8 protein-coding genes, 3 tRNA genes and 1 riboswitch are annotated in these 23,792 nt (G+C 52.1%); of the genes, 10 read left to right on the forward strand and 1 reads right to left on the reverse strand.

Going from position 1 to position 23,792, the window contains the following annotated elements; all coding sequences use genetic code 11:
• Positions 1-145: 145 nt before the first annotated feature.
• Positions 146-2,107, reverse strand: a complete 1,962-nt coding sequence (locus NG346_RS10280) for a TonB-dependent receptor plug domain-containing protein (protein WP_262279150.1) — start codon at positions 2,105-2,107, stop codon at positions 146-148.
• A 38-nt stretch (positions 2,108-2,145) separates the two neighbouring features.
• Positions 2,146-2,334, reverse strand: a riboswitch (cobalamin riboswitch).
• Positions 2,335-4,304: 1,970 nt separating this feature from the next.
• Here NG346_RS10280 and NG346_RS10285 point away from each other — a divergent pair.
• The 10 genes from NG346_RS10285 (at position 4,305) to NG346_RS10330 (ending at position 23,755) form a co-directional block, all read left to right on the forward strand.
• Positions 4,305-4,970, forward strand: coding sequence for a ParA family protein (locus NG346_RS10285; RefSeq protein WP_262279149.1), 666 nt, complete (start codon positions 4,305-4,307; stop codon positions 4,968-4,970).
• 243 nt (positions 4,971-5,213) lie between these two features.
• Positions 5,214-6,023, forward strand: a complete 810-nt coding sequence (locus NG346_RS10290; protein WP_262288689.1) for a hypothetical protein — start codon at positions 5,214-5,216, stop codon at positions 6,021-6,023.
• Between the two features lie 252 nt (positions 6,024-6,275).
• Positions 6,276-6,364, forward strand: a tRNA-Ser gene (locus NG346_RS10295).
• A gap of 23 nt (positions 6,365-6,387) precedes the next feature.
• Positions 6,388-6,459: transfer RNA gene (locus tag NG346_RS10300), tRNA-Glu, on the forward strand.
• A 49-nt stretch (positions 6,460-6,508) separates the two neighbouring features.
• A tRNA-Glu gene (locus NG346_RS10305) sits at positions 6,509-6,580 on the forward strand.
• A gap of 323 nt (positions 6,581-6,903) precedes the next feature.
• The gene (locus tag NG346_RS10310; protein WP_262279147.1) at positions 6,904-7,488 is read left to right on the forward strand and encodes a DUF3575 domain-containing protein; all 585 of its coding nucleotides are present in this window, start codon (positions 6,904-6,906) and stop codon (positions 7,486-7,488) included.
• Between the two features lie 263 nt (positions 7,489-7,751).
• Entirely contained in the window at positions 7,752-9,401 is a 1,650-nt protein-coding gene (locus NG346_RS10315; protein WP_262288690.1) for a hypothetical protein, read from the forward strand.
• Positions 9,402-9,457: 56 nt separating this feature from the next.
• Positions 9,458-10,498, forward strand: a complete 1,041-nt coding sequence (locus tag NG346_RS10320; RefSeq protein ID WP_262279145.1) for a hypothetical protein — start codon at positions 9,458-9,460, stop codon at positions 10,496-10,498.
• Between the two features lie 10 nt (positions 10,499-10,508).
• Positions 10,509-11,546, forward strand: coding sequence for a hypothetical protein (locus NG346_RS10325; RefSeq protein WP_262279144.1), 1,038 nt, complete (start codon positions 10,509-10,511; stop codon positions 11,544-11,546).
• A 53-nt stretch (positions 11,547-11,599) separates the two neighbouring features.
• Positions 11,600-23,755: a DUF1565 domain-containing protein gene (locus NG346_RS10330; RefSeq protein ID WP_262288691.1), complete on the forward strand. Its 12,156-nt coding sequence runs from the start codon at positions 11,600-11,602 to the stop codon at positions 23,753-23,755.
• Positions 23,756-23,792 lie beyond the last annotated feature (37 nt).

The raw sequence follows: 23,792 nt of genomic DNA on the forward strand, positions 1-23,792 counted from the left end.
GTACCCACTCTCCCAAGGAGAGGAGATACTTCCAAGCTGGTTAGGGCGGGCGTAAAGCCCGCCTACGGCACCACCAGCGATCCCCGTCCTTGCGGATATTACGGTTGCCTTCTCCTGGGGAGGGTTAGGAAAGGGCTTTAGGGCCTTAGGGAAGGGCTACTTCTAAGCTGATCTTCCAATTCCGCCCCATCATAGGATAGTATCGCACCACTTCGTAGTTGTGACCACCCAAGTTCTGAGCGTCGAGCTTTACCCTGAGCTGATGCTGACCGAAACGCCATGAACGCGAAAGCGAGACGCTGTGATCGGTATAGCCGTCCACACGGTTGTCGGGGATGTTGTAGCCGAGGAAGTAACGATGACTCACGGCAAGCAGACTGTAGCCCACGGTAAGCCACGGCGTGCACAGCGAAATGTCGCCGCTACCCGAGTGGCGCGGCGTGTATGCAATCTGGTCGTCATAGTAGACGTCGGTAGCGTTTGTGCGGTCCGTAGCACTGATATAGCTGTAGCTGGCCATTGCGTTCACTGACCACCGACGGCCGAGCGACTGCTCCAGTCGTGCCGTGGCATCGAGTCCGAGCTGTCGTACCTTGCTCACGTTCATCATCTGCCAGAGAAACATCTTTGGTACAGCTACGATCTTATCCGTCACATGACCGTAGTAACCGTCAAGCGTCAGTGCGAGATGCTGCCTTTGACTGTCGTGCTGCCACGTAGCTCCGAGGTTCCATTGTCGGCTCTTCTCGGGTTTTAGGCTCCGCCGTCCCACGCCGGTATAGTAGAGATCGTTGAGTGTCGGCGTGCGGAAAATGTCTTTATAACCCAATCGCAAGTGTAAGCCGCGCATCGGACTCACCGAAAGACTGAACGCTGGCGTGAGCCGATGAAGGTTAGGCGAGGCATTGCCAACCTCTACCCGTTCCCAGATATTTGTCGAGAGCAACGAAGCCACGGCGGTGAGCCACGGCAGACGGCAGTTGAGCGACAACGAGGTCCAATTCGACCACCGTGTAGGGAACTGGCAGTTGGGCACCGTCGTGTTGAGATGGTTGTACTGCAAATCTGCGGCCAGCGCGGCAGTCAGCGATCCGGCGATGCGATGCCAAGCCGTCGCCGAGGCGTAGAGTTCGTTTTGCCTGTAGGTGTTCTCCACCGTGCGCTGTGCCTGCACGTCATGGTCTCGCATCCATGAATAGTTCCACTTCAGTGCTCCCTTCAGTCGAAAGTCATCCGAGATGCGGTTGAGATAGGTCAGCTGCGTGAAAGCATTCTTGTCCGTAAGACGCTCCTGTGCCAGCGGATTGTCGTAGATGACTGCGCCTGGCAAGCCGCGCCACGCCTCATAGCCGTAGGCTTTCAGCCTGAGTTGCTGCCGCGGTGTGAGGTCGTAGCCCAGATTCAGCTCTCCTCGCCAAAGGTTGACATCGCTGTTGCGTCGCCGTTCGTCGATACGCTGCACTCCGTTTTTCATGTGAAAGGGATAGATGCCGTCGGCACGCTGACCGTCGGCAAACAACGAGGCGTGCAGGCGATGCCATGTATTGGAGAGCAGCACGGTGCTCTCGGCAAAACCATAGGAACCGGTGCGCAGCAGGCCCTCACAGCGACGCGGTACGTCGAAGGCAGACGTAGAGATGTGTACCACAGCGGCAGAAGCAAGACTTTTGGCACTCTGGAAGATGTCGTCGTCCTGACCCACGGTCACCGAGAGAAAGGAAACATTGCCCAGAGAGTAGCGTCCAAGGTCTACCTGACCGGTCTGGCAGTCGCCCACCTGCACGCCATCGTAGACGACTCCGGTATGCTGCGAGCCAAGTCCGCGCACATCCACCGTCTTCATGCCACCGACGCCACCATAGTCGCGTACCTGCAAACCAGCAAGATGCTTCAGTGCCTCGCCCACGTCGAGCGAGGGCAGCCGTGACAGGTCTGAGGCTGTCAACGTCTGTGTCGGTGACGAAGCCTGTGTGTTGACAGGGATGCGCTGGGCTTCCACCGTCACCTCACGGAGATAGCGGGTCGTGTCGGGGAACACCTGTTGCGCACCGGCGGGCAGGGCGGCGACAACGAGAAACAGCAATGATGCGCTCTTCTTTCTTTTCATCTGATCTGACTTCCGTGGCCGTCTCCTCGGACGGACAGTGGAGAATGCTCGCAATGGCAGGTCTTCTGGCTCGCAGTCGGATGGCGAACGGTCTTCCCGACAAAGCTGTCAGTGACACGTGTGTTCGCTCCTCAAAGGACTGCACACAGCAGCGGGACTGTCCGGGATTCTCACCCGGTTCCCTTTTCATCATGCTTGGCGCATGAACCAATTGCGGTGCAAAGTTACAAAAAAAGATGGAATAACAGAGTAGCCAAGAAGATTTATTACGGACCGACACTTCACACATCGCAAACAAAAACATATCTTTCACGCAAACAGAAACAGGTCTTTCACGCAAACAGAAACATATCTTTCACGAAAAGATACGAGACTTGGAGACTCGAAAACAATGCGTCAGAGGGGGATGTTCTCCAAGACTCATCGGCCTATATGAGAGAAACAGACGCACTGATACCACAAATATCACCTAAAACAACAAAAAGAAAGAACAGAAAAAATGCACGCCAAGGCCAATAAATAAAGGCAAACACGCCGAAAAAAACGCGCTGAGAATCGAAAAAAATGAAGCACCCGACCATCTGACCGCAATTTCGCGCAAAATGAGAAAACACAAATATGTAAAAGATAATCAGCAACCTACTAATTTGTCGCACAAACGACTGTTGACATATCATCAACAACCTACTAATTTGTCGCAGACAAGACATAAGTATATATATATCAATAGACTATAATATTACATAAAATACGATGAAAAGAAGGTATGATAATGAGTAAACGCTAATAGCAAGTAATAAAGAAGGGTTATCGTAAAACAAAGATCATAACAATAACAAGACGTTCCCTATTTGTCGCCAACACTTTCCCTATATGTCGCAAAGGCCTCAAACATGTTACTAATATGTCGCAGCAAACCTACTAATATGTCGCAGTAAACCTACTAATATGTCGCACCACCTTACTAATATGTCGCCGAACAATCCTGTAACTAATTGGTTTTAAGGATCATACAGCGTTCTACTAATCAATGATACTAAAAGATCTCTAAAGATAGTCTACCTTTTGAAGTTTTCAAAATTAAATTTTTCTTTTGATATACATCCGTTCACGCATTTGTTAATTCATTTATTTGTATGTATCTACAATTAAATAACCATCTACGTACACCTCTTTTTATATATTCCTTTATCTATCGCAATATATATCTATTCCTTTATACTTTAGTGTATACACTCATACATTTATTTGTTCTTAGCTTTAAATATATTATTAAGTCTTTATATACATATATAAGAATCTATTTATCTTTGCGTATCTATATTTTAAAACATAACTATATACCTATTTATAAATATATAAGACTTTCTATTAAAGTATATCTATATATAAATAAAGATTTATATTATCACATATATAAACAATCTGATATAGTTATATTTTTCTATATTTCCAACTATACAATGTTTTATATAAACATATATTTACTTTTATAAATCCTTATGTTTCTGTATTACGACCAATTTCTCCACCAGCTTTTCTTATTCTGACATCATGGACTTTCGATGAAATCGATGCGTATTATCATTGTCGTCCCCCTACTCTATTCTGCAAATCTTTTGTTTAACTCCCTAAATGATAGACAATTACTAACTATATAAACAATTAAAGAAATATCTATATAAATATTTAAAGAAATAGATGCCACCTCTTTTTTCAACGAATTCATCGATACCAGTCGCTCTCTTTTAGATCTTGTTTATTTAGTTATTGATTTGCTTATAAGTCTTTTTATGCATCTATTTAAATATATACAAACATCCATATATAACTATATAGTAATATAAAGATAGATCTATTTGCGTTCATATATATAAATATAAAGGTATAAAGAAAATTTTGTGTATATACGTATATAATTTAAAACATAAAAACATCTATATATATCCGTTTCTTTAAATGAATGTTTTTATATATCTATATGCTTAAATACTTTTATCCTTATATTTAAAAGTATTAAAACTTAAAGGTATATTTGTCTATATCATTTTTTATTCTTATATTTGCAACTGTAAATCAGTGGATGTGTGGATATGTTTTTATTTACTTATATATGTATAGGTTTATATGTTCATATACCGCCCTACTCCACTATTTATATACTTACATATTTGAATAGATAAACGAATAGATAAAGATGAAAAATAAAAAGATAGTTTTCGCCAACCAAAAAGGCGGTGTCGGAAAGTCTACGCTCTGTATCCTCTTTGCTAACTATCTGGCGTGGAAAAAGCAGGATGTGTGCATCATAGACACAGACTTGCAGAAAACCATCATGATGCAGAGAAAAAAAGATCGTGAACTCTACCCCGATACTGAGGAACCATACAATGTGCAGGATTTCGACGTGGCGGATCCTGATACTATGCAGCAACTCATGGACTCAGCGTCACAGACCGACGGCTATGTGCTGTTTGACTCGCCTGGTAATGTTTCCGAAGACGGACTCGTACCTATGTTTACCAATGCTGACTATATCATCTGTCCTTACGAATATGAGGAGAAAACCCTCGACTCCACCGGTATGTTCGTACAGGTGATCAATGCTCTGCGGAAACTAACACCCGAGATGCAGGCTAAACTCTTCTTCGTGCCCAACCGTATCGATGTGCGTATCGGAACAAATGATGAGCTCAAAATGTGGAAGCAGACCGATGCCATATTCAAACAGCTCGGCGCTGTGACGCCGCGTATCACGGCACGTGCGGCACTAAAGCGAATCAATACCTTTGAGATCTCGCCCTCACAACGCGACGCGGTGAGACCCGCCTTCGAGTTTATTATACGTCGAATCAAAGAATAACACATCGAGAGCGGGAAATACATATTTAGATACGACAATGCACATATTATTATATATGTATATGAATACTTTTCTATACTATATTTATATATATATGTATATGTGTGTGGTGTTAAAAGGCTAAATGACTTGTTCTGAATGTGTTATTTGTGTGTGATAGTATATATGTATGCTTCTGTGAATATATAATATATTAATCTATAGGTATAAATAATTAAATATATAAAAATATAAAAATAAAATATGGCTAAGAAGAAAACATCAGTATTGCTTCCGGGTAGCATCTCGGATCTCGTGAAAGGTCTTCAGAGTGGAACTCAGCCGAACAATGATACAAACAATCACGGTAGTGAGGAAAAGAAAGAAGAGAAGCGTGAGGAACAGGAGAAGCATGAGGAGGAGGAGTTGCGACAAAGCGACGAGAAGTTACACTCAGATGGTGAGCATAGCGAGAACGGAGTCCTGCAGGAGAACCACGAGCAGGGTACGGAAGAAGGTCGGCAGGTCTCCCCTACCCCAGATATGACGGACGAGTCTAAAACTTATCAGACAATGGACGGAAGTGAAGGCCGTGGAGACCAGCCTGTTGGTGTGCATGACAGTCAACTCTACCAGGATCGTGCAGCTGAACAGCCGTCACCGCGCAATGGGGTGATACGTCCGGCGAACGCACGCAATGAGTCTCAGGCATCACGGCCGGTGCCGAATGGTTATCTGCAAGGTGCGACAAATAGGGATGATATGCAGGCGCGCCGTGGACGCCGACCCAAAGCCGCCCCTGACGCTGAGCGCGAGTATCATGTGACGCGCGACGACAGCAAGGATTCGTGGCAGCTCTTCCTCGACCTGGCGCACGACTATAAGGTGGGCGGTGGCAAGCTGGCTACCATCTATATCGACGAGACGCTGAAAAATGTCTTGGACCGTCTGAAGTATGCCGGTGACGAGAAGTTGCCGACCTCTGCGATCTTGTCTTCGATCGTGGCCCGCTTCTTCTACGACCACGAGAAGGATATCAAGGATGTGCTTTTCAAGAACACGTTGCCGTGGTAGACTCACGGATTTCACGGATGCATATTCTTATATGCAGTAACGGATGCAAATGGGAAGGTTTATCTGTGTGATTCGTGAAATAGTCTCTGCATAAGTGAATTAAGGTATGGCTGACTGTGGTAATTCCTGGTTGAGCTTATGCTTAAAATGTTGTTTAGAAAAGAAAAAGTTAGGCAAAAGTTTGGTGGAACAAAATAAAAGTAGTACCTTTGCACCGCATTTGGAAAATGCTGTAAGTTGTTTGCCAACTTTGGAAGTTTGGGTGAGTGGCTGAAACCAGCAGTTTGCTAAACTGCCGTGCGCTTTTTCGCGTACCGGGGGTTCGAATCCCCCAGCTTCCGCAAAGGTTTAAGACCTTTGAACTGGTCGGTTCATCTAACGGTTAGGATACAAGATTCTCAATCTTGGCATAAGAGTTCGATTCTCTTACCGACTACTTTATAAGCCTCTCCGCCTCGTACAGAGAGGATTTTTTATCGCTTAACGGTCGGTTCATCTAACGGTTAGGATACAAGATTCTCAATCTTGGCATAAGAGTTCGATTCTCTTACCGACTACTTTCCCCAAAGTACATATTACATACTGTGTGTTCAGCAACGCTCTGTCTGCTGTCGTATGTTTTGCTATGCTTCGTAATTGATGCAAAGAAGGAGAAAAAGAAAAGAAGTAAAGTGGATCGGGCTTTATGGTGACTATTCTTTACTTTCTTGTGTCTATCTTCGCGTAATTTAAAAATCTACCTTCGCGTAATTTGAAAAAAATGATGTTAAAATCATTGTAAAGGCCCTCTAGTATTCTTAAAAACCTTATATTTGCAAAAACATTGTATTGGCGTAGCTGATACATCACTTATAATAGTAGTGTTATGGCAAGGGTATGTATGCAGTCAAGCAGTAAGATAGTCGTGTTGATCGCAGCAGGTCTGCTGTCAGGCACGAGTTGTGGTGCTCAACGGGTGGCGTTGGGAAGCAATCTTGTGTACACGACCACGCTTACTCCCAATCTTAGTGTGGAATCCCGGTTGGACAGTGCTTGGACGATAGGGCTCTCGGCTGGTTTCCGTCCCTGGCCCAGCGACGACAGTACATTACGCAAGTACCGCCATATGAGTATGGATCTTTATGCGCGCAGGTGGTCTGGTGCTACGCCTTGGCGAGGCAGTTTCTATGGTTTCGACGCGCTGTGGGTGCACTACAATCTCTCCAATCTCAAGCTTCATTATTTCGGCATGTTCGAGGATGCCCGTGATCATCGCATCCAAGGCGACTTGGTTGGCGCGGGAGGCTTTGGCGGCTACGCCTGGCATCTTGGCAGCGGTTTCAGCCTTGATGTCCAGGCTGGTCTCGATCTCTCATGGACACACTATCGGGTATATGATTGTGTGCACTGCGGTAAGCCCTTGGCACGAAAAAACAAGGTGTATCTGTTGCCCAAGGCGGCGGTGGACATCGTGTATGCTTTTTAATGACTGTCAGTTGTTGATATAGAACATATATATATATAATTCTCAAATACGAAACGATATGCAGAAAAGACTTTTTATCATTGGAGCGGGTGCGTTAGCTCTTGCCGCACCTTTGTTCCTTGTTTCCTGCGCGTCGGACAATCCGTCGGACAGTGGCAAGGTTCAGCCTGCGGATGAAATGGTGAAAACATCATTCACTCTGTCGGTAGGCTTGCCTGGGGGGGGGTAGTACAAATAATGCCAAAGGACATGTTGGCACACGCATGAGCGAGGATGTTACCCAGGCGCAAGGGACACCCGTGTTCCGGGGCATTGACAATATCTCGCTGATACCGTTTAAAGTCTCAGAAAAAGGGGTGGATAATACGGCATCGCGCAATGGCGACAAAAACATCGTTTTGCCCAACACTACTGTCAATTCGCTTGCAAAAGACCAAATCACGGGCACCGGTAATGCCCATGTATACAACGACGTGAGCGTGCCCACGGGTACCAATGCCTTTCTCTTTTATGGCAAGGCTATTGATGCCACGGCGGGTACTTCAGACAAATTTAAGTTTGGTACGCTGAAAGCTGTAGGGCTGGATGCCGGTGTGCCGTCTGGCATCACTTTCACGCCGGAACCTATTGCCGCAAATCCATCAACCACAGTGGGGGATAAGATTGCCGCTTATCTGACAAGCATTGCCAACGCGAAGACCACTGACGGCAAGGCATGGAGCGCTGTCACAGAAGATGCAGGTTCTGGTCAAGGCAAGGCCTTAGCAACTTTGTACAAAAACTTCACTTCTATGACTGCCGGCTCTTCTAAGAATGTCCAGCTTGCCGTGCAGGATCTCTACACCTCGCTCGTTGGGTTGAAGGACCAGAGCGAGTACAATCAGGCTATTATCAAGGCTGTGGAGACTGCTATCACGGCAAGTGAATATGCCTCAGAATCTGGCGGTAATCTGACTTTTGACGCATCGCTCAACGGCTATCCAGAGGATAACAACTTGCCTGATGGTGCTGCTACGGTGAAGTGGAGCGACAGCGATAAGAAGTTCACTGTTCAAACTGACAAGAGTGTCTTGGACGATGGCACCAGCATCGCAGCCATGGACTCTTATGTCTACCCTGCCAACCTCTGGTATTTCGTCAACACGAAGATCAAGACCGACAACGCGGAAAGAAACGGAGACTATGTGAATGGTACTTCGTGGGAGAATATTCTTAAGAACTATTCCAATGACAATGCTTCCGTTCAGGCATCCACACGTTCTATCGCGCTGAAGAATCAGATACAGTATGCTGTAGGTCGTCTCGACACAAAGGTGACGCTGGCCTCTACGCTCAAGGATCACACGGGTGCTGTGGTGACGACCGATGGCTTCCCTGTCAAGTCGATACTTGTGGGCGGACAAAAGGCCGTAGACTGGCAGTTCCAGGCGATGTCGGCAGACGGTACCACTCAGTATACGATCTATGACAAGAATGTGCCCAGTGACATGGCAGCTAAGACCGGCGGTTCGGCTGTGAACCATACTCTTGTGCTGGAAACGATTGCGAATCAGCCAGCGTATATGGTTGTGGAGTTGGAGAATAATACAGGCAAGGACTTTTCCGGGCATAATGGAGAAATCATCAAGGCAGGTGCCAACTTCTATATGGTGGCCAAGCTCGACCCGACAAATGACAAGGGTGAGGTGACGCAGCCAACGCAGTCAGGAAGCGTGAAGTTGACCAAGGTCTTCCAGCAGGACTATACGACGGTTGCCAACCTGACGATCACGGAAAACAGCGACACTAACCACGACAAGGGTCTTGGTGCCGCCTACAACGTCATCCCGGATCTGCGGACACCTGCTCTGAGCATCGGCATGAGTGTGGATCTGAACTGGCAGAGCGGTCTGACTTTCACCATCGGCATGTAGAACATTTGTTAGGGCGGTCACGGGGGAACCGCCCTAACATAAATATCTCGATAACCATGACATTTCACATCAGGGCACTGATCACGGCACTCTTGCTTCTGCTCACGGCGCAAAGTTGCACGTTTATTGATGACGACCGCTCAGACTGCGAGGACACGTACTCGCTGAACTATGAACTGAAGGTGGTCAGCAATATCAACCTGCAACTCAGTGAACAGCTGCAGGTCAGCACGGGGTCAATGACTTTGAAGGCTCTCAACAACTATTTCTCGCCCATCATGCAGCCTGCCACCTCGGAAGTGCGACTGGGCTTCTTTCCTACAGACGGTGATGCGCCGATCTATTATTCGCTGCATACCGAGGGACGTCGGACAGCACTCGGCATCTCTATCCCGGCAGACAACTACCGGCATATCGCTGTCATTGGCCAGGCGGATCCGTCGATATTCCTCACGGACACCACGATGGCTGCAACGGTACGCCTGACGCAGTTTCTCAACGACACTATCGACAGTCACAACCATGCCATCCTTGCCGGTACGCTGGACATGGATGTCTTGGGCAACGTGAACCAAAGCTGGGAAGTCAACCTCTATCCTGCCGATGCCTCTGTGTCCGTGGTACTGAAGAAAAACCCTATGGTACGGCGCACCCGCGTCTTTCTTGCCGATTTGGCCACGAGTTTCACGCCCAACGACAGTACGTGGCACTGGGACCATAACAGTCTCGTACGCACCGACGCCATTGATGTCCCGGGCACGGACTCCGTGGCCTATTGTGGCATCGCCTTCCCTTCGCGAGCGGATTCTCAGGTCACCGCGAAGTGGGGTAGGGGAATAACCGCAAAGAATGTCGGCAAGGGCACGGAGTCCCCCTCCAACGATGCTGTGTGGCGTATCATAGTCCTCAACGACATGCCCGGCGGCAGTGTCACACGCACCGTGCTCTATGTGCGTAAGCCACTGAGAGCCGGCGATGTCCGTGTCATCCGGGTTCATGTCAACGATGACGGGGGCGTGGATACCGGAAACAGCAACGTCGGTGCCAGCGTAACGCTCGACTGGAAGAAAGGCGGAGAGTATAATCCGGAGATATAGACCAAACACAATGATGAATATTCATAAGACCATAATATTAATAGTAGGTGCGTGGGCATTGTTCTTTGCCTCCTGTTCCTCGTCAGACTCACCGTCGGGCGAGGCTGACAGACTGGTGAGAATGCCGATCAATATTGCCATACCGGTTAATGATGCCAGTCTGGCTGACAGGACCGGTGCCAAGGTCACACGTGCAGAGGGCGACCCGGGGACGTATGAGCATTTTGTGTTGCCCACACATCTTTATATATATCTTGTGGTGACCTCTATGGATGGTACCAAAACCACGGTGCTCACACCAGAGGGCATGGACGTAGCCGGCGGCTATAGGCTGAAGCCTGAGAACTGGGTGAAGGTAACGACGAGCGACTATCAGAAGGACTCCGTCTATACCTATACGGGCAAAATCGGTATCATCATCCCTGAGGACAGATCCGCGGGAGTGGTCTACGCCGCAATGTCATCGGTGCCCATCACAGTCAGCTATACGGGAAACGATGTTGCCAATGCCGGTTTCATACTCGGCAGTGAAGCCGCGGGTAATGAGGGGGAGGCATTGAAAAACCTCTATTCCTCACCTTACAACCTGCTCAATGTCGACAAGAAATACTATGGCACGGTCAACGACTTCGGCACCAACTCCCCCTATATCGATATGGTACTCTACCATGTGGGGGCGAAGTTCGACATGCAGTGGAACGTGGACACAAGCATGCAGCACCATGTCATGCTGAGCAAAATCACGCTCAAGGGACTCAGCGGCGGTGGCAAACTCTTCAAGCCTCTGGAAAACACCGCGACATCGACGGCAACCTACAGTGAGACCTTCACGCTCGACGCGGGCAGCCAGTGGTACGGACGGAAGGCCACGTATATCATACCGGTGAAGACCAGTGACAGTTATGCCATCCCCATGACGCTCACCAATGGCGCAGCCACCGTGGCTACAGACAGGGACGTGACTGCCACGGTGACACCGTCGCCGACGAGCAGCACCGTCTTTGTCCCTTGGATGTACGGCAAGGTGACGGTATCGACTGCATGGTGAATCAATGATTGAAAATACATATAGGTATGCTCATACGCAATAAGATACATAGAATGAAAGAGAAGAATTCAAGACTGGTTCTTATCCTTTTCCTCTTCTTTCTTCTGCCGTTCTCTGCTTCCGCCCAGACCGACACCATCCGCTACGTGAAGATGGCGAAAGACGGTGGCAAGTATGCCAACGACGGACTGTCGTGGGACAAGGCCAAGGACAACGTCCAGGACGCCATCAACGACCTCTACGACTACATGCAGCGCAACAACCTGCATTCCGGCAGCGTGTATGTGGCCGGGGGAAAGTACGAGCCCTCGGAGAGTACCGGTGACGGCGCCAAGGGCATCCTCTCCACATCGTTCAAGATCTACGACGGCATCCATCTCTACGGTGGCTTCAACCCTACGACACCGGAGACTACCCCCGACAAGCGTATGCTCTCTTCTCATCCCGCCTGGCGCGGCACCAGACAATCGTCAGAGGCAGAGGTATCACGCACATTCGGTGAGGCAGCCTCCGACACCCTCATGGACTACGACTTCAAGTACGCCACCGTCCTCTCCGGCAACCACAACAGCAGCATGGAGACGACCTTTAAGTGGAACGACACGAAGAAGCAATTCGACACCCGCTTCCCCGGCAACTCTTATCATGTGGTATGGTTTGCCACGAAGGGCTTCATCAGCGACGCCAACAAGACCGGCTATGCCGACAGCCTCGTCTATGGCGCCAGTCTCGACGGTTTTGTCATCCAGGAGGGCAACGCCTCGGGAAAGACCATCGCCCGGCGTGACCATACCACCATGGGTGGCGGCGCCTACATGGTGAAACATGCCACCATCCGCAACAGCGTCATCCGCAACTGTTCGGCCTCAAGGCGCGGGGGTGGTGTGTATATGGACAACGGCGGCACGCTCCAAAATAGTCTCGTCTACAGTTGTCAGACGCTTGGCCTCGGCATCATCGACGGCTACGGCGGTGGACTGTGCGTGGACAACGACGGTGCCGTGAAGCGTGTGCTCGTTACTAACAACGTCGGGCGTATCGGCGGTGGTGCCGCCATCATCTACGAGCCCGACAGCCATCCGCGGGGTGGCACGAAGTTCAAAGTCAACAACTTCGACCCGTATATCGCCGACGCAGTGGTGGCCAATAACACCGGTACCACCGAGGGCGGAGGTGTGCTATTATATAAAGGTGGCGTGATGAACCACTGCACCATCGTCAACAACGACTGTCCGGGTACCGACATCGTCATCAGCAACGTGCGCTACGGACGTTCCGGTGGACTCTTCATCAACGGTGCCGGGCAGTGCTTCAACTCCGTGCTGTGGGGCAACACCTGCGCTGCCGACAACGACATGCAGTATGCTTCTTACAGTTCTAAGGTGTCGGCCGATGCCATCATCCAGCGGCCGCAGCTTTTCTATACCGCCCTCACCAACCGCGATGTCACCGACTGGAGCGGCACGCAGAAGAACAATGTCTATGACATTCTCAAGGAGAACAACGACAAAACCTCTGCAGCTGCCAACTATGTACTTTTCACCAATCCCCTCGTCGACAGCAAGGGCACCCCGCTCTCCGGTGCCGGTCACAGTGCATGGAGTGCCACGGGCTGGAAGCCCGATGCCAAGAGCTACATTGCCGGTCTGGGTATCCAGGTGAGCTCGCTCAGTGAGCTGTCGTCGTTCAACTACAAGACCCACGTGAGCAGGGATCTCTTCCGCCAACGCTTCTATCCCGTCTCTACTCTTGGAGCCATCCGTGCCGACATAGAGGAAGGAAAAGTTGTTTTGCTCGCACCCGTTGACGGCTCGTCAACAACGCCAATACCGACCCTCTTCGTTGACCCTAACCGTACGTTCACCGACCCTTCCGTGCAGATGGGTAACTCGTGGGACGCGCCGATGCAGAATATCAGTGATGCCATCTACACGATGGCTAATTACGTTAGAAATAAAAAGTACACTGGTAACACACAGATTCTTGTTAAGCAGGGCGAGTTGACCACGGCCGGCCCGAGTTCCTACCTCTATAAGGCCGGTTCCGACGAGGCCGACCTGCAGAGTGCTGCCATCCGTCCGCTCGACAATATGCGGCTTTATGGCGGTTATCCCTCGCAGCTCACGGGCACCAACCTCTTAATGGGCGCCTACATGCGCAACCCCCATGAATACGTTTCGCGCATCTCGGCAAATGTTGTCGGCCAGTGGGCCATCAATTCCATCCACTGCATCTCCATATCGAACAAGAGCAATGTCGTCATCGACGGCTTCCATCTCTACTATGGCAACGCAAAGGCACCGAAGGGTGCCCAGTCGTCCACGTTGGATCTTGGGCAGCAGCGTGGCGCTGCCGTCATCGTCGGAAACAGGGCCGCAGATGCAGCTGACCGTAAGAATCTTGATGGTATCGTCATCCGCAACTGTGTCCTGGCCAACGGCTTTTCGGGCGACGGCGGTGGGGCGCTGTCTGTCAATGCTTATCCAAAGGCCGACGGAACGAAAGTGATCACCGACGTGCAGTTGGTGAACTGTGTCGTGCGCAACAATATGTCGGTCGACTCCACGCAGACCACGCCACAGCTTCGCGGCATCATCACCGTCATGGGCAACTCTACGCTCACCGTCGACCACTGCACCATCACCAATAATGTCGGCATTCCCTTTGAGACAACGACTACTGGCGATGGCACGGGTACCATCAAGGTCTACAACACCGCCGTCTACGCCAACGCCACCGTGCGGCTCGACGACCGCGGTGGTCTGAAAGCCACGACGCTTGCGCCGCTGTCTTCGGGTGAGAATATCAGCGGCAGCAGTAACCTCATCGACCGGTTATATAAAGAGAAGGGCATAGGCTCTCTCAGTAAGGAGAGCTTCAAGCCCATCTTCGGCTACGACCGCAACAACGACAAGACTTATCCCCGCTTTGTCAACCCCACGCGCACCATTGGTGACCGCCGCAACGAGGACGACGTGGCCCTCTATGGCGGTGTGCCCGACTATGAGCCAATGGATATGAACCCGATGGTCAATGCGGCTGGCACGGCTGCGGTGAACTATAACTATGACCTCACGGGCATCAACACCCGTACCTTTGGCGGTGCGCCCGATGTGGGTGCCGTCGAGGACAGCAAGCTGCCGGTGACGGGCACGACGTATTATGTGCGCACCAAAGACACGGGCGGCGACGACGAAAATCACGATGGAAAAACGTGGGCAACGGCATTCGCTACGCTCACCAAAGCCCTTAATACGGCATCCGCTGGGCAAGACATTTGGATTGCGGCAGGTACCTATAAGGAAGGCAAAACTGTCAATATGAAGGCCGGCATCAACGTCTACGGTGGCTTCAAGGCTTATGGTAACCCGGGAAAGCGGGAGGGAGAACGCGATATCTCCAACCTCAAGAGCGAGTACCAGACGATATTGGATGGAGAAAGTAATAAAGGTAATAATTATCGTGTCGTATACGGTTCTGGCATTACTACGGCTACCATGTGGGAAGGACTGACGATACAGAACGGCTCACTAACAACCAATGGCCTTGGAGGTGGAGCCTATTTGGATGGTAGTGGAATAAAAATGAAAAACTGCCTTATCAGGAAAAACTATGTTTATGCGACAGACTTTAATCATGGTGGCGGTGGATTGTATATGAAAGGCTGCACAGTTGAGAATAGTATCATCCGCAACAACATGGTAAGATGTGATAAAAAAGGAAGTGGGGCGGGTGTCTTTATGACTGGTGCAACGCTTATCAATTCGTTGATAGTAGAAAACCATAGTGACAAGGACCATCCAGGGACTAATATCTTAGGCTCTGCTCTTTACATCGGCACAAAATCAGATATTTACGATTGTACCATCGCCTATAATCAAGGTTATGATACAGGAGCTATTTCTCCTGTTTGGGATGACGCTACAAAAGCCACCGACACCCATGGTAATTGGGTGCCCAATGCCTCAAGATTTTATAATACTATTTTCTGGAGTAATTTCGGCTATGGCAACACCGGTGAAAACTACAATACTATATGTAGAGGAAGCTGGAGAGATGCTCTTGGTGTGAGTGGTTATATGTTCAACTGTTATCATTCTGTGCCTCGAGCCTATTATGCAAATGAGGGCGTTACAGGTTCTGGTGATAATAAGACCGTGAGTGATCCTACTCGCGTCTATAATACGAACAATCTTTCTTCGGCATCTGATTATACTGTAAAGTCGATTAATAATTATTATGCCTTATGCAAGGCGCAAGATTTGTTCAACGAGAGCCAATATAGTGGCTATCCTGACAATTCTACGACCAGAAAGTTGGGGTATATAGAGACCGACAATCCTTATAGCATCAACTCGGCTTCACTTCTTGCCCAGTATTGTATCAACATGGGTGCGGATGATTATGGCGAGACGCTGAAGACCACCTACGGCATCACTGAGGACATCGCCGGTGCCGCCCGCATCCAGGACTGCTCCATCGACAAGGGTGCCTATGAATTCAACGGTGCCAGCGAGATCAAGCCGGAGGAGACAACGGAGAAGCTCAGCTACTATGAGACTACGACAGCCACGGCTCCGACGACGAGAGAGTTGCCCGTGGCTACCTACTACGTCACGCAGAACGGCAATGCTAAAGGCAATGCCTCGGCCGACAGTCCTGACAACGCCGCCTGCGGCACGAAGTTGCAGCAGGTGCTCGACGCCGCCGGACGCTACAAATACGATCATCCCACAGCCCATGTCATCGTGAAGCTCGCCAAGTACGACGGTACCTCGACGGGTGGCGGCTATGCGCCTTCGCGCACCACTGTCTATGAGGGAAATGAAGACGACAACCCGCGCATGTGGAGCCTGCAAGTGCCTCGCGGCGTGGTGATGAAGGGCGGATGGTCGGAGGACTTCAAGTCGCGCGACCCGCTCAACAACAGGACGCTGCTCACCGGTGTCTTCCAGAGCGGTGACCAGACTGTCAACGCTTATCACGTGGTGACCTTTACCGACCGCGTCTTCGACGAGAACGGACGGCCGATGACCACGACAACTGCCGACGGCACGGTGAAGGCCAAACTGCTCAGCGACGTGGTGCCCACCTCGCATCCCGACTGGGTCACCAACAGCGATAAGCAGCCCATCACCCCTTATGCCTACGGATGCATCGACGGCGTCTTCATTGAGAACGGAGAGGCCACGGGTACGCTTCCCGAAAACCAGCGGGGCGGTGCCGCCGTGGTGCCCAGTTTTGGCTATCTCAACAATTGTGTCATCCAAAACAACAAAGCCACGGCCTATGGCGGTGCCGTCTATCTCGAAAGTGGGGCTATGATCGCCGGGTGCGTCATTCAGAACAACACCAGCGACGGCTACGGCGGCGGTATCGCCGTGGAGGAACCCGACAAGGTGAACAAGGACACCTATCCCTATATCATCTTCTGCACTGTGACAAAGAACGAGAGCAAGACGCGCGGCGGCGGCCTTTACTTCCAGACCAACCTGCGGTCGGTGTGCAACGTCTACTGGCTCAACCAGAGCAATGACCAAGGCGACGTCTCCGGCGTGACGAATGTCTATCTCGAGCAGAACATCAACAACTACCCCATCAACTATTCCGCCGTGACCAACACGCGTGTGGCCGGCGTGAACAACATCAGTGTGGGAAGCAGTTCCGACGAAGCCGTGCGTTGGGTGTCCGACAAAGGAAAGACAGATACGAACCACCCTTATCAATACTATGGCATTAGCAAGTCGTCGGTGCTGGCTCGTGCCGGTCTGCCCTACGACACCTACCGCTACTTTGCCCGCCTCGTGCCCGGCTCCGACAGTCTCGACATTGCCGGAGTGCCGCATGGCATGAAGACAGCAGAGAGCGCCCATCAGCAGGCCTACGACGGTACCACGCTTGTCGACAAAAACAACTATAATGTCGACATCGGTGCCCGTGCCATCAACGCCAACTTCGACATCACGCAGAATGTCCAGCACCTCTTCTACCGCCTCTTCGTGGTTCACACCAACTCGGTGAACACCGCGGCGGCCAAGGTGTTGCAGGCCAGTGGCGATGAGATTTATTCGCAACAGGGCTCTTCTGTGGCCAACCCGTTCCTGCGTGTCGACGATGCCCTGCGGTATGTCGTCAATGCACGCAACAACAGTGAGGAGGCACGTAACCACCGCTTCACCATCTTCCTTGCGGGTGGCACCTACTATCCCTATACCGACCTCTACGGCACACAGGGCCATGTGCGCACCAACACCTTCGGCGTGCCCGAAGGTGTGACCATCATTGGCGGACTCGACGTTTCCAATGCGAACCATTACTATTGCCAATCGAGGGATGAAGACGTGACGGTTAAGGGCACTGTCGACGGCACTGAGCAGAGTGTCACGCTCAAAGGAGCCACCATCGACAACATTCGTCTGACCCGTGCCCGCTACGACATGAACAAGAACTCGCTCGTGGAGCCGTGGGAGATGAAAAGTCAGACCATCCTCTCGGGGTATGCCGTGGGCGACGACTCCGAGACAAAGAACGTCTATCACGTCATCACCTGCAACGCCGACCCGAACTCGGTAGGCAGGCTGCCCGACTGCACCACCGGCGGCACACTCAACACCTCTGACGGCTCTTTGACCGGCACGATCAAGGTGGTTGCCGACAGCTATGAGGAGGACAATGCCTCCAAGATGCACCGTGCCATCATCATCGACGGCATCACCGTCACACAGGGCTCGGCCAAGGACTATGAGGTGGAGTCGGTGAAGAACCGCAGCTGGTACTTCAAGGGCGGCGGCATCTTTGTCAGCGGCGATCAGGCTGTGCAGCCGTCGACCTTTAAAAACGACAACGACAACGACAAGGGTGTGCGCAACATCCCCTTGGTGGTGTCTAACTGTCTCTTTGTCAACAACAACGCGCGTCTCGGTGGTGCCATCTATACTGATGGCACGGCCGACATCGTGGGTTGTTCCTTTGTGCAGAACGAGAGCCTCAGTCCTGATGCTGCCGATGCCCACGACTGTGAGTTTGTCACCTACTCGGGGGGCGGCGCCATCGCCACGGATAATGCGCTGACAGTGGTGAACACCATCTTCGCCAACAACGAAGCCAAGCGTGGTTCGGGAACGATACTCACCCCCAATGAATTGACCAATGATGCAGTGAGCAAGCCTGCCAATACCACGGAAGCAGGCAAGACGGGCGATGAGCTGAAAGGATTCGGCGGTGTCATCTGGGCGGGTGACGATGCGTCGGTCACGCTGATGAACTGCAACTCGGTAAAGAACAAAGCCTTCTCCTATCCGTCGGTCTACAACACCAAAGCCAACACCGAAGACAATCTGCGACACTTCGGCCTCAATTGCATCTTCTGGGGCAATGAGGCCGACACCAAAGACGGTGGCGATGTGCATCTGATGAACTATGGCAGTCACGACAACCCTGTGGAGTCACTTTTCTTCTCGGCCTACGAGGAGGGGCACGGACTGCCGGTACGCGTCGATAACAATGACTATCGACAGGTAGATGTGCATGATAATACTACTTATAGTAAACTCTTTACTGAAACGTTTCACAAAACCAACAACAACGTCATCATCAATGGCGACAACGATGCCGTGGACGGGCCTAACTTCATCTCGCCCTCGCAGGAGGCGGGCTACGACGGCTACATGCAGAGTGCCGACTGGCTTGTCTATCGTGTCAACAACCTTACCGACGCGGGGTGGGGAGAACTCGACCAGAATCCCGACGGAACGTTTAAGACGGATGACAAAGGCAACTATACCGGTCATGGCATCTATGTCGACTTAGCCCAATTCTACAACAATTCCTATGGCCTCATGCTGCTGCCCTTGGGCGAGGACAAATATATGAACTATGCCGACAACGGCAACGAGGGCACACGACAGATGCACCGCATCTCGCCCGACCCGCTGGGCACGGTGACGGAGAACTATATCGACATCGGCGTGTATGAGTACCAGCATACGCAGCTCCATGTCGAGAACGGCTCCGAGGCCGACGTCATCTGGGTGGCACAAAACGAGACCACGGGACAGAACGACGGCACTTCGCAGGAAACGCCCACCAGCGACCTGCAGCGTGCCATCGAGACGCTGCTTCTCAGCCGCAACGACCATCCGAAGGTGGTGAAGATCATCGGCGCCGACGAGGCTGGGACGGGTGGTGTCTTCACGCCAATCTACCAGCTCGATGATAATAACGTCGGCTTCCAGATCCACACGGGGGCGAACACGTCTATCGTGGCTTTGAAGAAAACAATCATCTCCGGCCACTCCTATGAGGCGAAGAGTCTCACTATTGAGGGTGGCTATGCGCCTAACATCCTTGGATTGCGTGACCCCGAAGCCTATCCCGTGAAGCTTGTCATGGACAAGAAAAGCTACTATATCGACAATAACGTGGCTCACCTCTTCCTCATCTCCGACGCTGAGCAGTGGGGCACGCAGGGCAACTTGTCGGGCGGTGTCAAAGATCAGGAAACGACAGTCGACAAAGTGACGAAGTCCAGTCTGACGACAGGGCAGGCAATGCCTGTCACCTTCGACGGTCTGACATTTGTGAACAGCTACGCCAATGCCAGGCACACGGAAACAAAGAGCCTCACGGGTGGCGCGGCCATCTATTACAAGGAGCAGTTCAAGACGGAAGGTGGTGAGTCGGGAGCAAAGTCGACTACCACCCGTCTGGTGGGATCGGGCGTACCGAAACTCACCATTCGCAACTGTGTCTTCCAGCAAAACGGTGCCGACGGTGCTACGACGGTGCCCGCCGTGCGCATCGAGCAGGGTGGCGGCCGCACGCTCATCTACAACAGCGTGTTCCACTCCGGGTCGGGCAATCCGCTGGAGTGCACCGACACGGTGAGCATCGTCAATTGCACCTTCGCCATGAACGGCGGACACATCAAGCTCAGCGACGCGGCCACGGGCACGTCCTCGCTCTACAACTCCATCATCTGGCAGGACGACCGCAGCAACAGCATGAAGATGCAGTACGAGGGCTTTACGGCCAACAATGTTGCGACAGACTCGGTGCAGTATAACGCCATCACGGGCATTGAGAATACCGACGAAGACGACACACACCTGCACAACGTGGGTCTCGACAGCCGCAACTACAATGCTATGGAAGGTCCGAACTTCGTCAATGGTGACGGCAAGGACATCAGCCAGCGCGACTACCATATCAATCCGGGTGTGCGCACGCTGACACGCGCCAATTATGTTATATATGCCGAGAAGGTGCTCGGATGGAAGTTAGGGCAGACGATTGCGCTTAAGGACGGCACTACGGCGCAGCTCGATTCTGCCAAGATGCTGACGCTGTTGGCCGACACGGCTTACACCAAGGACCTTGCCAACAAGGTGCGTCTCTACGACGGCAGCATGGAGCGCGGTGCCTACGAGTGCTCGTCGGCCATGCAGCGTGTGCTCTTCGTCAACCCGAGTAAGGTGACGGGCAAGATGACCGGTCTGTCGTGGGAGAATGCCTACGGCAGTGGCATGGTGCAGCGTGCCGTGGATGCCGCAGCGGTGTATACCTATTTTAATAGTAAGGCTGACGTAGTGGCACAGGCCAAGTCCTATGTCTTCGTCAAGGGCGCTGCCGACAATACGGTGCCGGAGGCCATCACCCTGCGCAATGGCGTGAGCGTCTATGGCAGCGTCGCGCCGAGCTATACCGAGGAGCCTGGAGCCGTGAGAGACAAGGATACCCATGAGGTCATCTACAACAATGGTGCGCGTTTGTTTGAGAATGATTCTATTGCGGCCTATATAAATAAGGTGAAGGCCAGCCGCCCGGGCTTGGCGGCAAAGACAACGAACCGCACACGCGTCGCGGGCATCAATACCATCACTATGAAGACGGGCTATGGCTTCGGTGCACTCGTCGACGGTGTGGAGGTGCGCAGCGACAAAGACCTCACAGCTCCGGCCATCGACATCACCGACCAGATTGACAGCCTTGTGCTCCGCAATATGATGATTGACGGCAACACGGTGAACGCTGACGACCAAGGCAAAGGTCATCCCGTGGTCAACCTTCAGCACGGATTGCTCTACAATGCTTTGCTCTATGGCAACAGGGTGGCTGAAGGTCAGCCCATCGCCAGTGTGAGCAGCGGCGCCACAATGCTCAACTGCACCGTGGCAACCGACGTCGCGGGACAGAAGACGGTCAGCAACGCTGGAAAGGTTATCGACTGCATCGACTATAACAGTGCCGACAAGGCGTCGTCTGCGGATGAGATTACTACAGGCAGTGGGGCGTATACCAACTGCTACGCTGCTACGGGCAATCCCTTCGCGCCCTATCTCACGACGGACAACGCTTATAAGCTGCCGGAGTACCTCACCGACCATGCACCTTATTATTATCAGTTGCATGAGAGCAGTCTGGCCATCAACGCGGACAAGGAAAACTTCACACTGCCTGAGAGGTTCAAGGAGTATGTCAACTTGGCCTCGGACCGTGATGTCCTTGGCAATCCGCGCACGTTGGGCGGTAAGGTCGATATGGGCTGTTTCGAGACATGGCTCATCGCCGACGGTGAGAACCGTTATGCCGACGCTAAGAACAACCGCTATCCCCATGAAGGCAGCGTGGTGTACATCGGCAAGAACGCGTCGCTGTCGTTGGGCAGTGACGCGACGACAAAGGTCTTCACGGGTGAGAATGCCTTCCGCCCGGGCTATCTGTTGCTCAAGCCGGGGGCCTCGCTCTATGGCAACGTCAACATCGTGCAGGCATCCTATGTCGCCGCCGAGCGCACGTTCCCCAAGGACATGCAGTATACGCTGATGTCCATGCCGTTCCCCTACGACTACGCCAATGCGCTGACAACAGCCACCGACAAGGACGGCAACCTCACGGAGACAAAGTACACGATTCCCACGGGCAAGACCTACAACGGCGAGACACGCTCGGCCTGGGACTATGACTTCCATACTTCCGACTCGCCGTGCTGGGAACAGATGAGCACCACGCAGGTGGCTGCCTGCGACGGTTGGCTGCTGAACTTAGGTTCGCCGCTCACAGAGGATGTCACTGTGCGCTTCACGGGCTTCGGCAGTCAGAATGGCGACTATGTCTATACCGAGGACGAGAACGCCAAGACAGTGACGCTGACACAATATAATAAGGTGGCGACCGACGGCTCCGCCCATTTCACCAAACTGGAGAACATGGGTTGGAACCTCAAGGGCATGCCGTGGCTCGTCAGCGGATACAACACGGCTCACTTTGCCGACGGCAAGAGTTGCGACATGAGCGCGCCGCACGTGTTCTATACGGTCTCTGCCGACGGCAACAGTTTTGTCACCTCGCAGAGTTGGAAAGATGGTTCGTCGCTCGACTTTGGCTCCGCCTTCTTCACCCAGACGGCCATTATCGGTGACGGCAACACCGAGAAGCTGAGCTTTGCTGTTCCTCTACTGCCGAGCAAGGCACCGATTCAGGCCGCCAAGCCCTTCGTAACCGTCTCTGACGACGACGGCTCCTCCGATGCTGTCGAAGTGGTTACCGGTTCTATGGCTTCTGTAGCTCCTGTTGATGCTATAGAAACTATAGCTTCTATATCTCCCTCGTCCACGAGATCCTCTAAGGCTCTTGCCTTCAGCCTTGGCTCCGACGGCGTGAAGTGGCAGAGCTTTAACGACAGTGTGCCGCAGGTCTACCTCTTGGACAACAGCGGGGTGGCGCTCTCGCTGGCTGGCAACGCGCCGGTGGGCGTGGAGATGATGATGGGCTACCGTGCCGCAAAGGCCGGAGCGCTCACCGTCTCGCTGCCCGACGCAGAGGCTTTCGACGGACAGAGCGTGTGGCTCAGGGATAAGGCCACGGGCGAGGTGACTGACCTCACGCAGTCGTCCTATACGTTGCAAGCCTCAAAGGGCTATACCGACAATCGACTGACATTGCAGATTGGCGGCGTGCGGCCCGACGGCACAAAGGCTCATGGTGATGAGGGCGAGGTGTCGTGGACGGTGCGTGTGGCCGACGGTTGTCTGCAAGTCAGGGGCATTGAGTCCGGTGACTTGGTAATCGTCCGCGCACTCTCCGGTTTGTCAGTGACACGCGGCCGGGCCGTGTCCGACACGTTTGTCACCCAGCCTCTGGTACAGGGTGTGTATATCGTGACGGTGAACAACCGGAGCAAAAAGGTAGCGGTGCATACACGGCTTTAGGTTAGGTCGGGCATAAAGCCCGCCCTTTTTGGGGGTT

It is taken from the genome of Hallella absiana, assembly GCF_025457485.1.
Taxonomy (GTDB): Bacteria; Bacteroidota; Bacteroidia; order Bacteroidales; family Bacteroidaceae; genus Prevotella; species Prevotella absiana.

Coding starts and splice junctions, on each gene's coding strand:
- NG346_RS10280 (WP_262279150.1), bottom strand. CDS start 2,107: ATGAAAAGAAAGAAGAGCGCATCATTGCTGTTTCTCGTTGTCGCCGCC.
- NG346_RS10285 (WP_262279149.1), top strand. CDS start 4,305: ATGAAAAATAAAAAGATAGTTTTCGCCAACCAAAAAGGCGGTGTCGGA.
- NG346_RS10290 (WP_262288689.1), top strand. CDS start 5,214: ATGGCTAAGAAGAAAACATCAGTATTGCTTCCGGGTAGCATCTCGGAT.
- NG346_RS10310 (WP_262279147.1), top strand. CDS start 6,904: ATGCAGTCAAGCAGTAAGATAGTCGTGTTGATCGCAGCAGGTCTGCTG.
- NG346_RS10315 (WP_262288690.1), top strand. CDS start 7,752: ATGAGCGAGGATGTTACCCAGGCGCAAGGGACACCCGTGTTCCGGGGC.
- NG346_RS10320 (WP_262279145.1), top strand. CDS start 9,458: ATGACATTTCACATCAGGGCACTGATCACGGCACTCTTGCTTCTGCTC.
- NG346_RS10325 (WP_262279144.1), top strand. CDS start 10,509: ATGATGAATATTCATAAGACCATAATATTAATAGTAGGTGCGTGGGCA.
- NG346_RS10330 (WP_262288691.1), top strand. CDS start 11,600: ATGAAAGAGAAGAATTCAAGACTGGTTCTTATCCTTTTCCTCTTCTTT.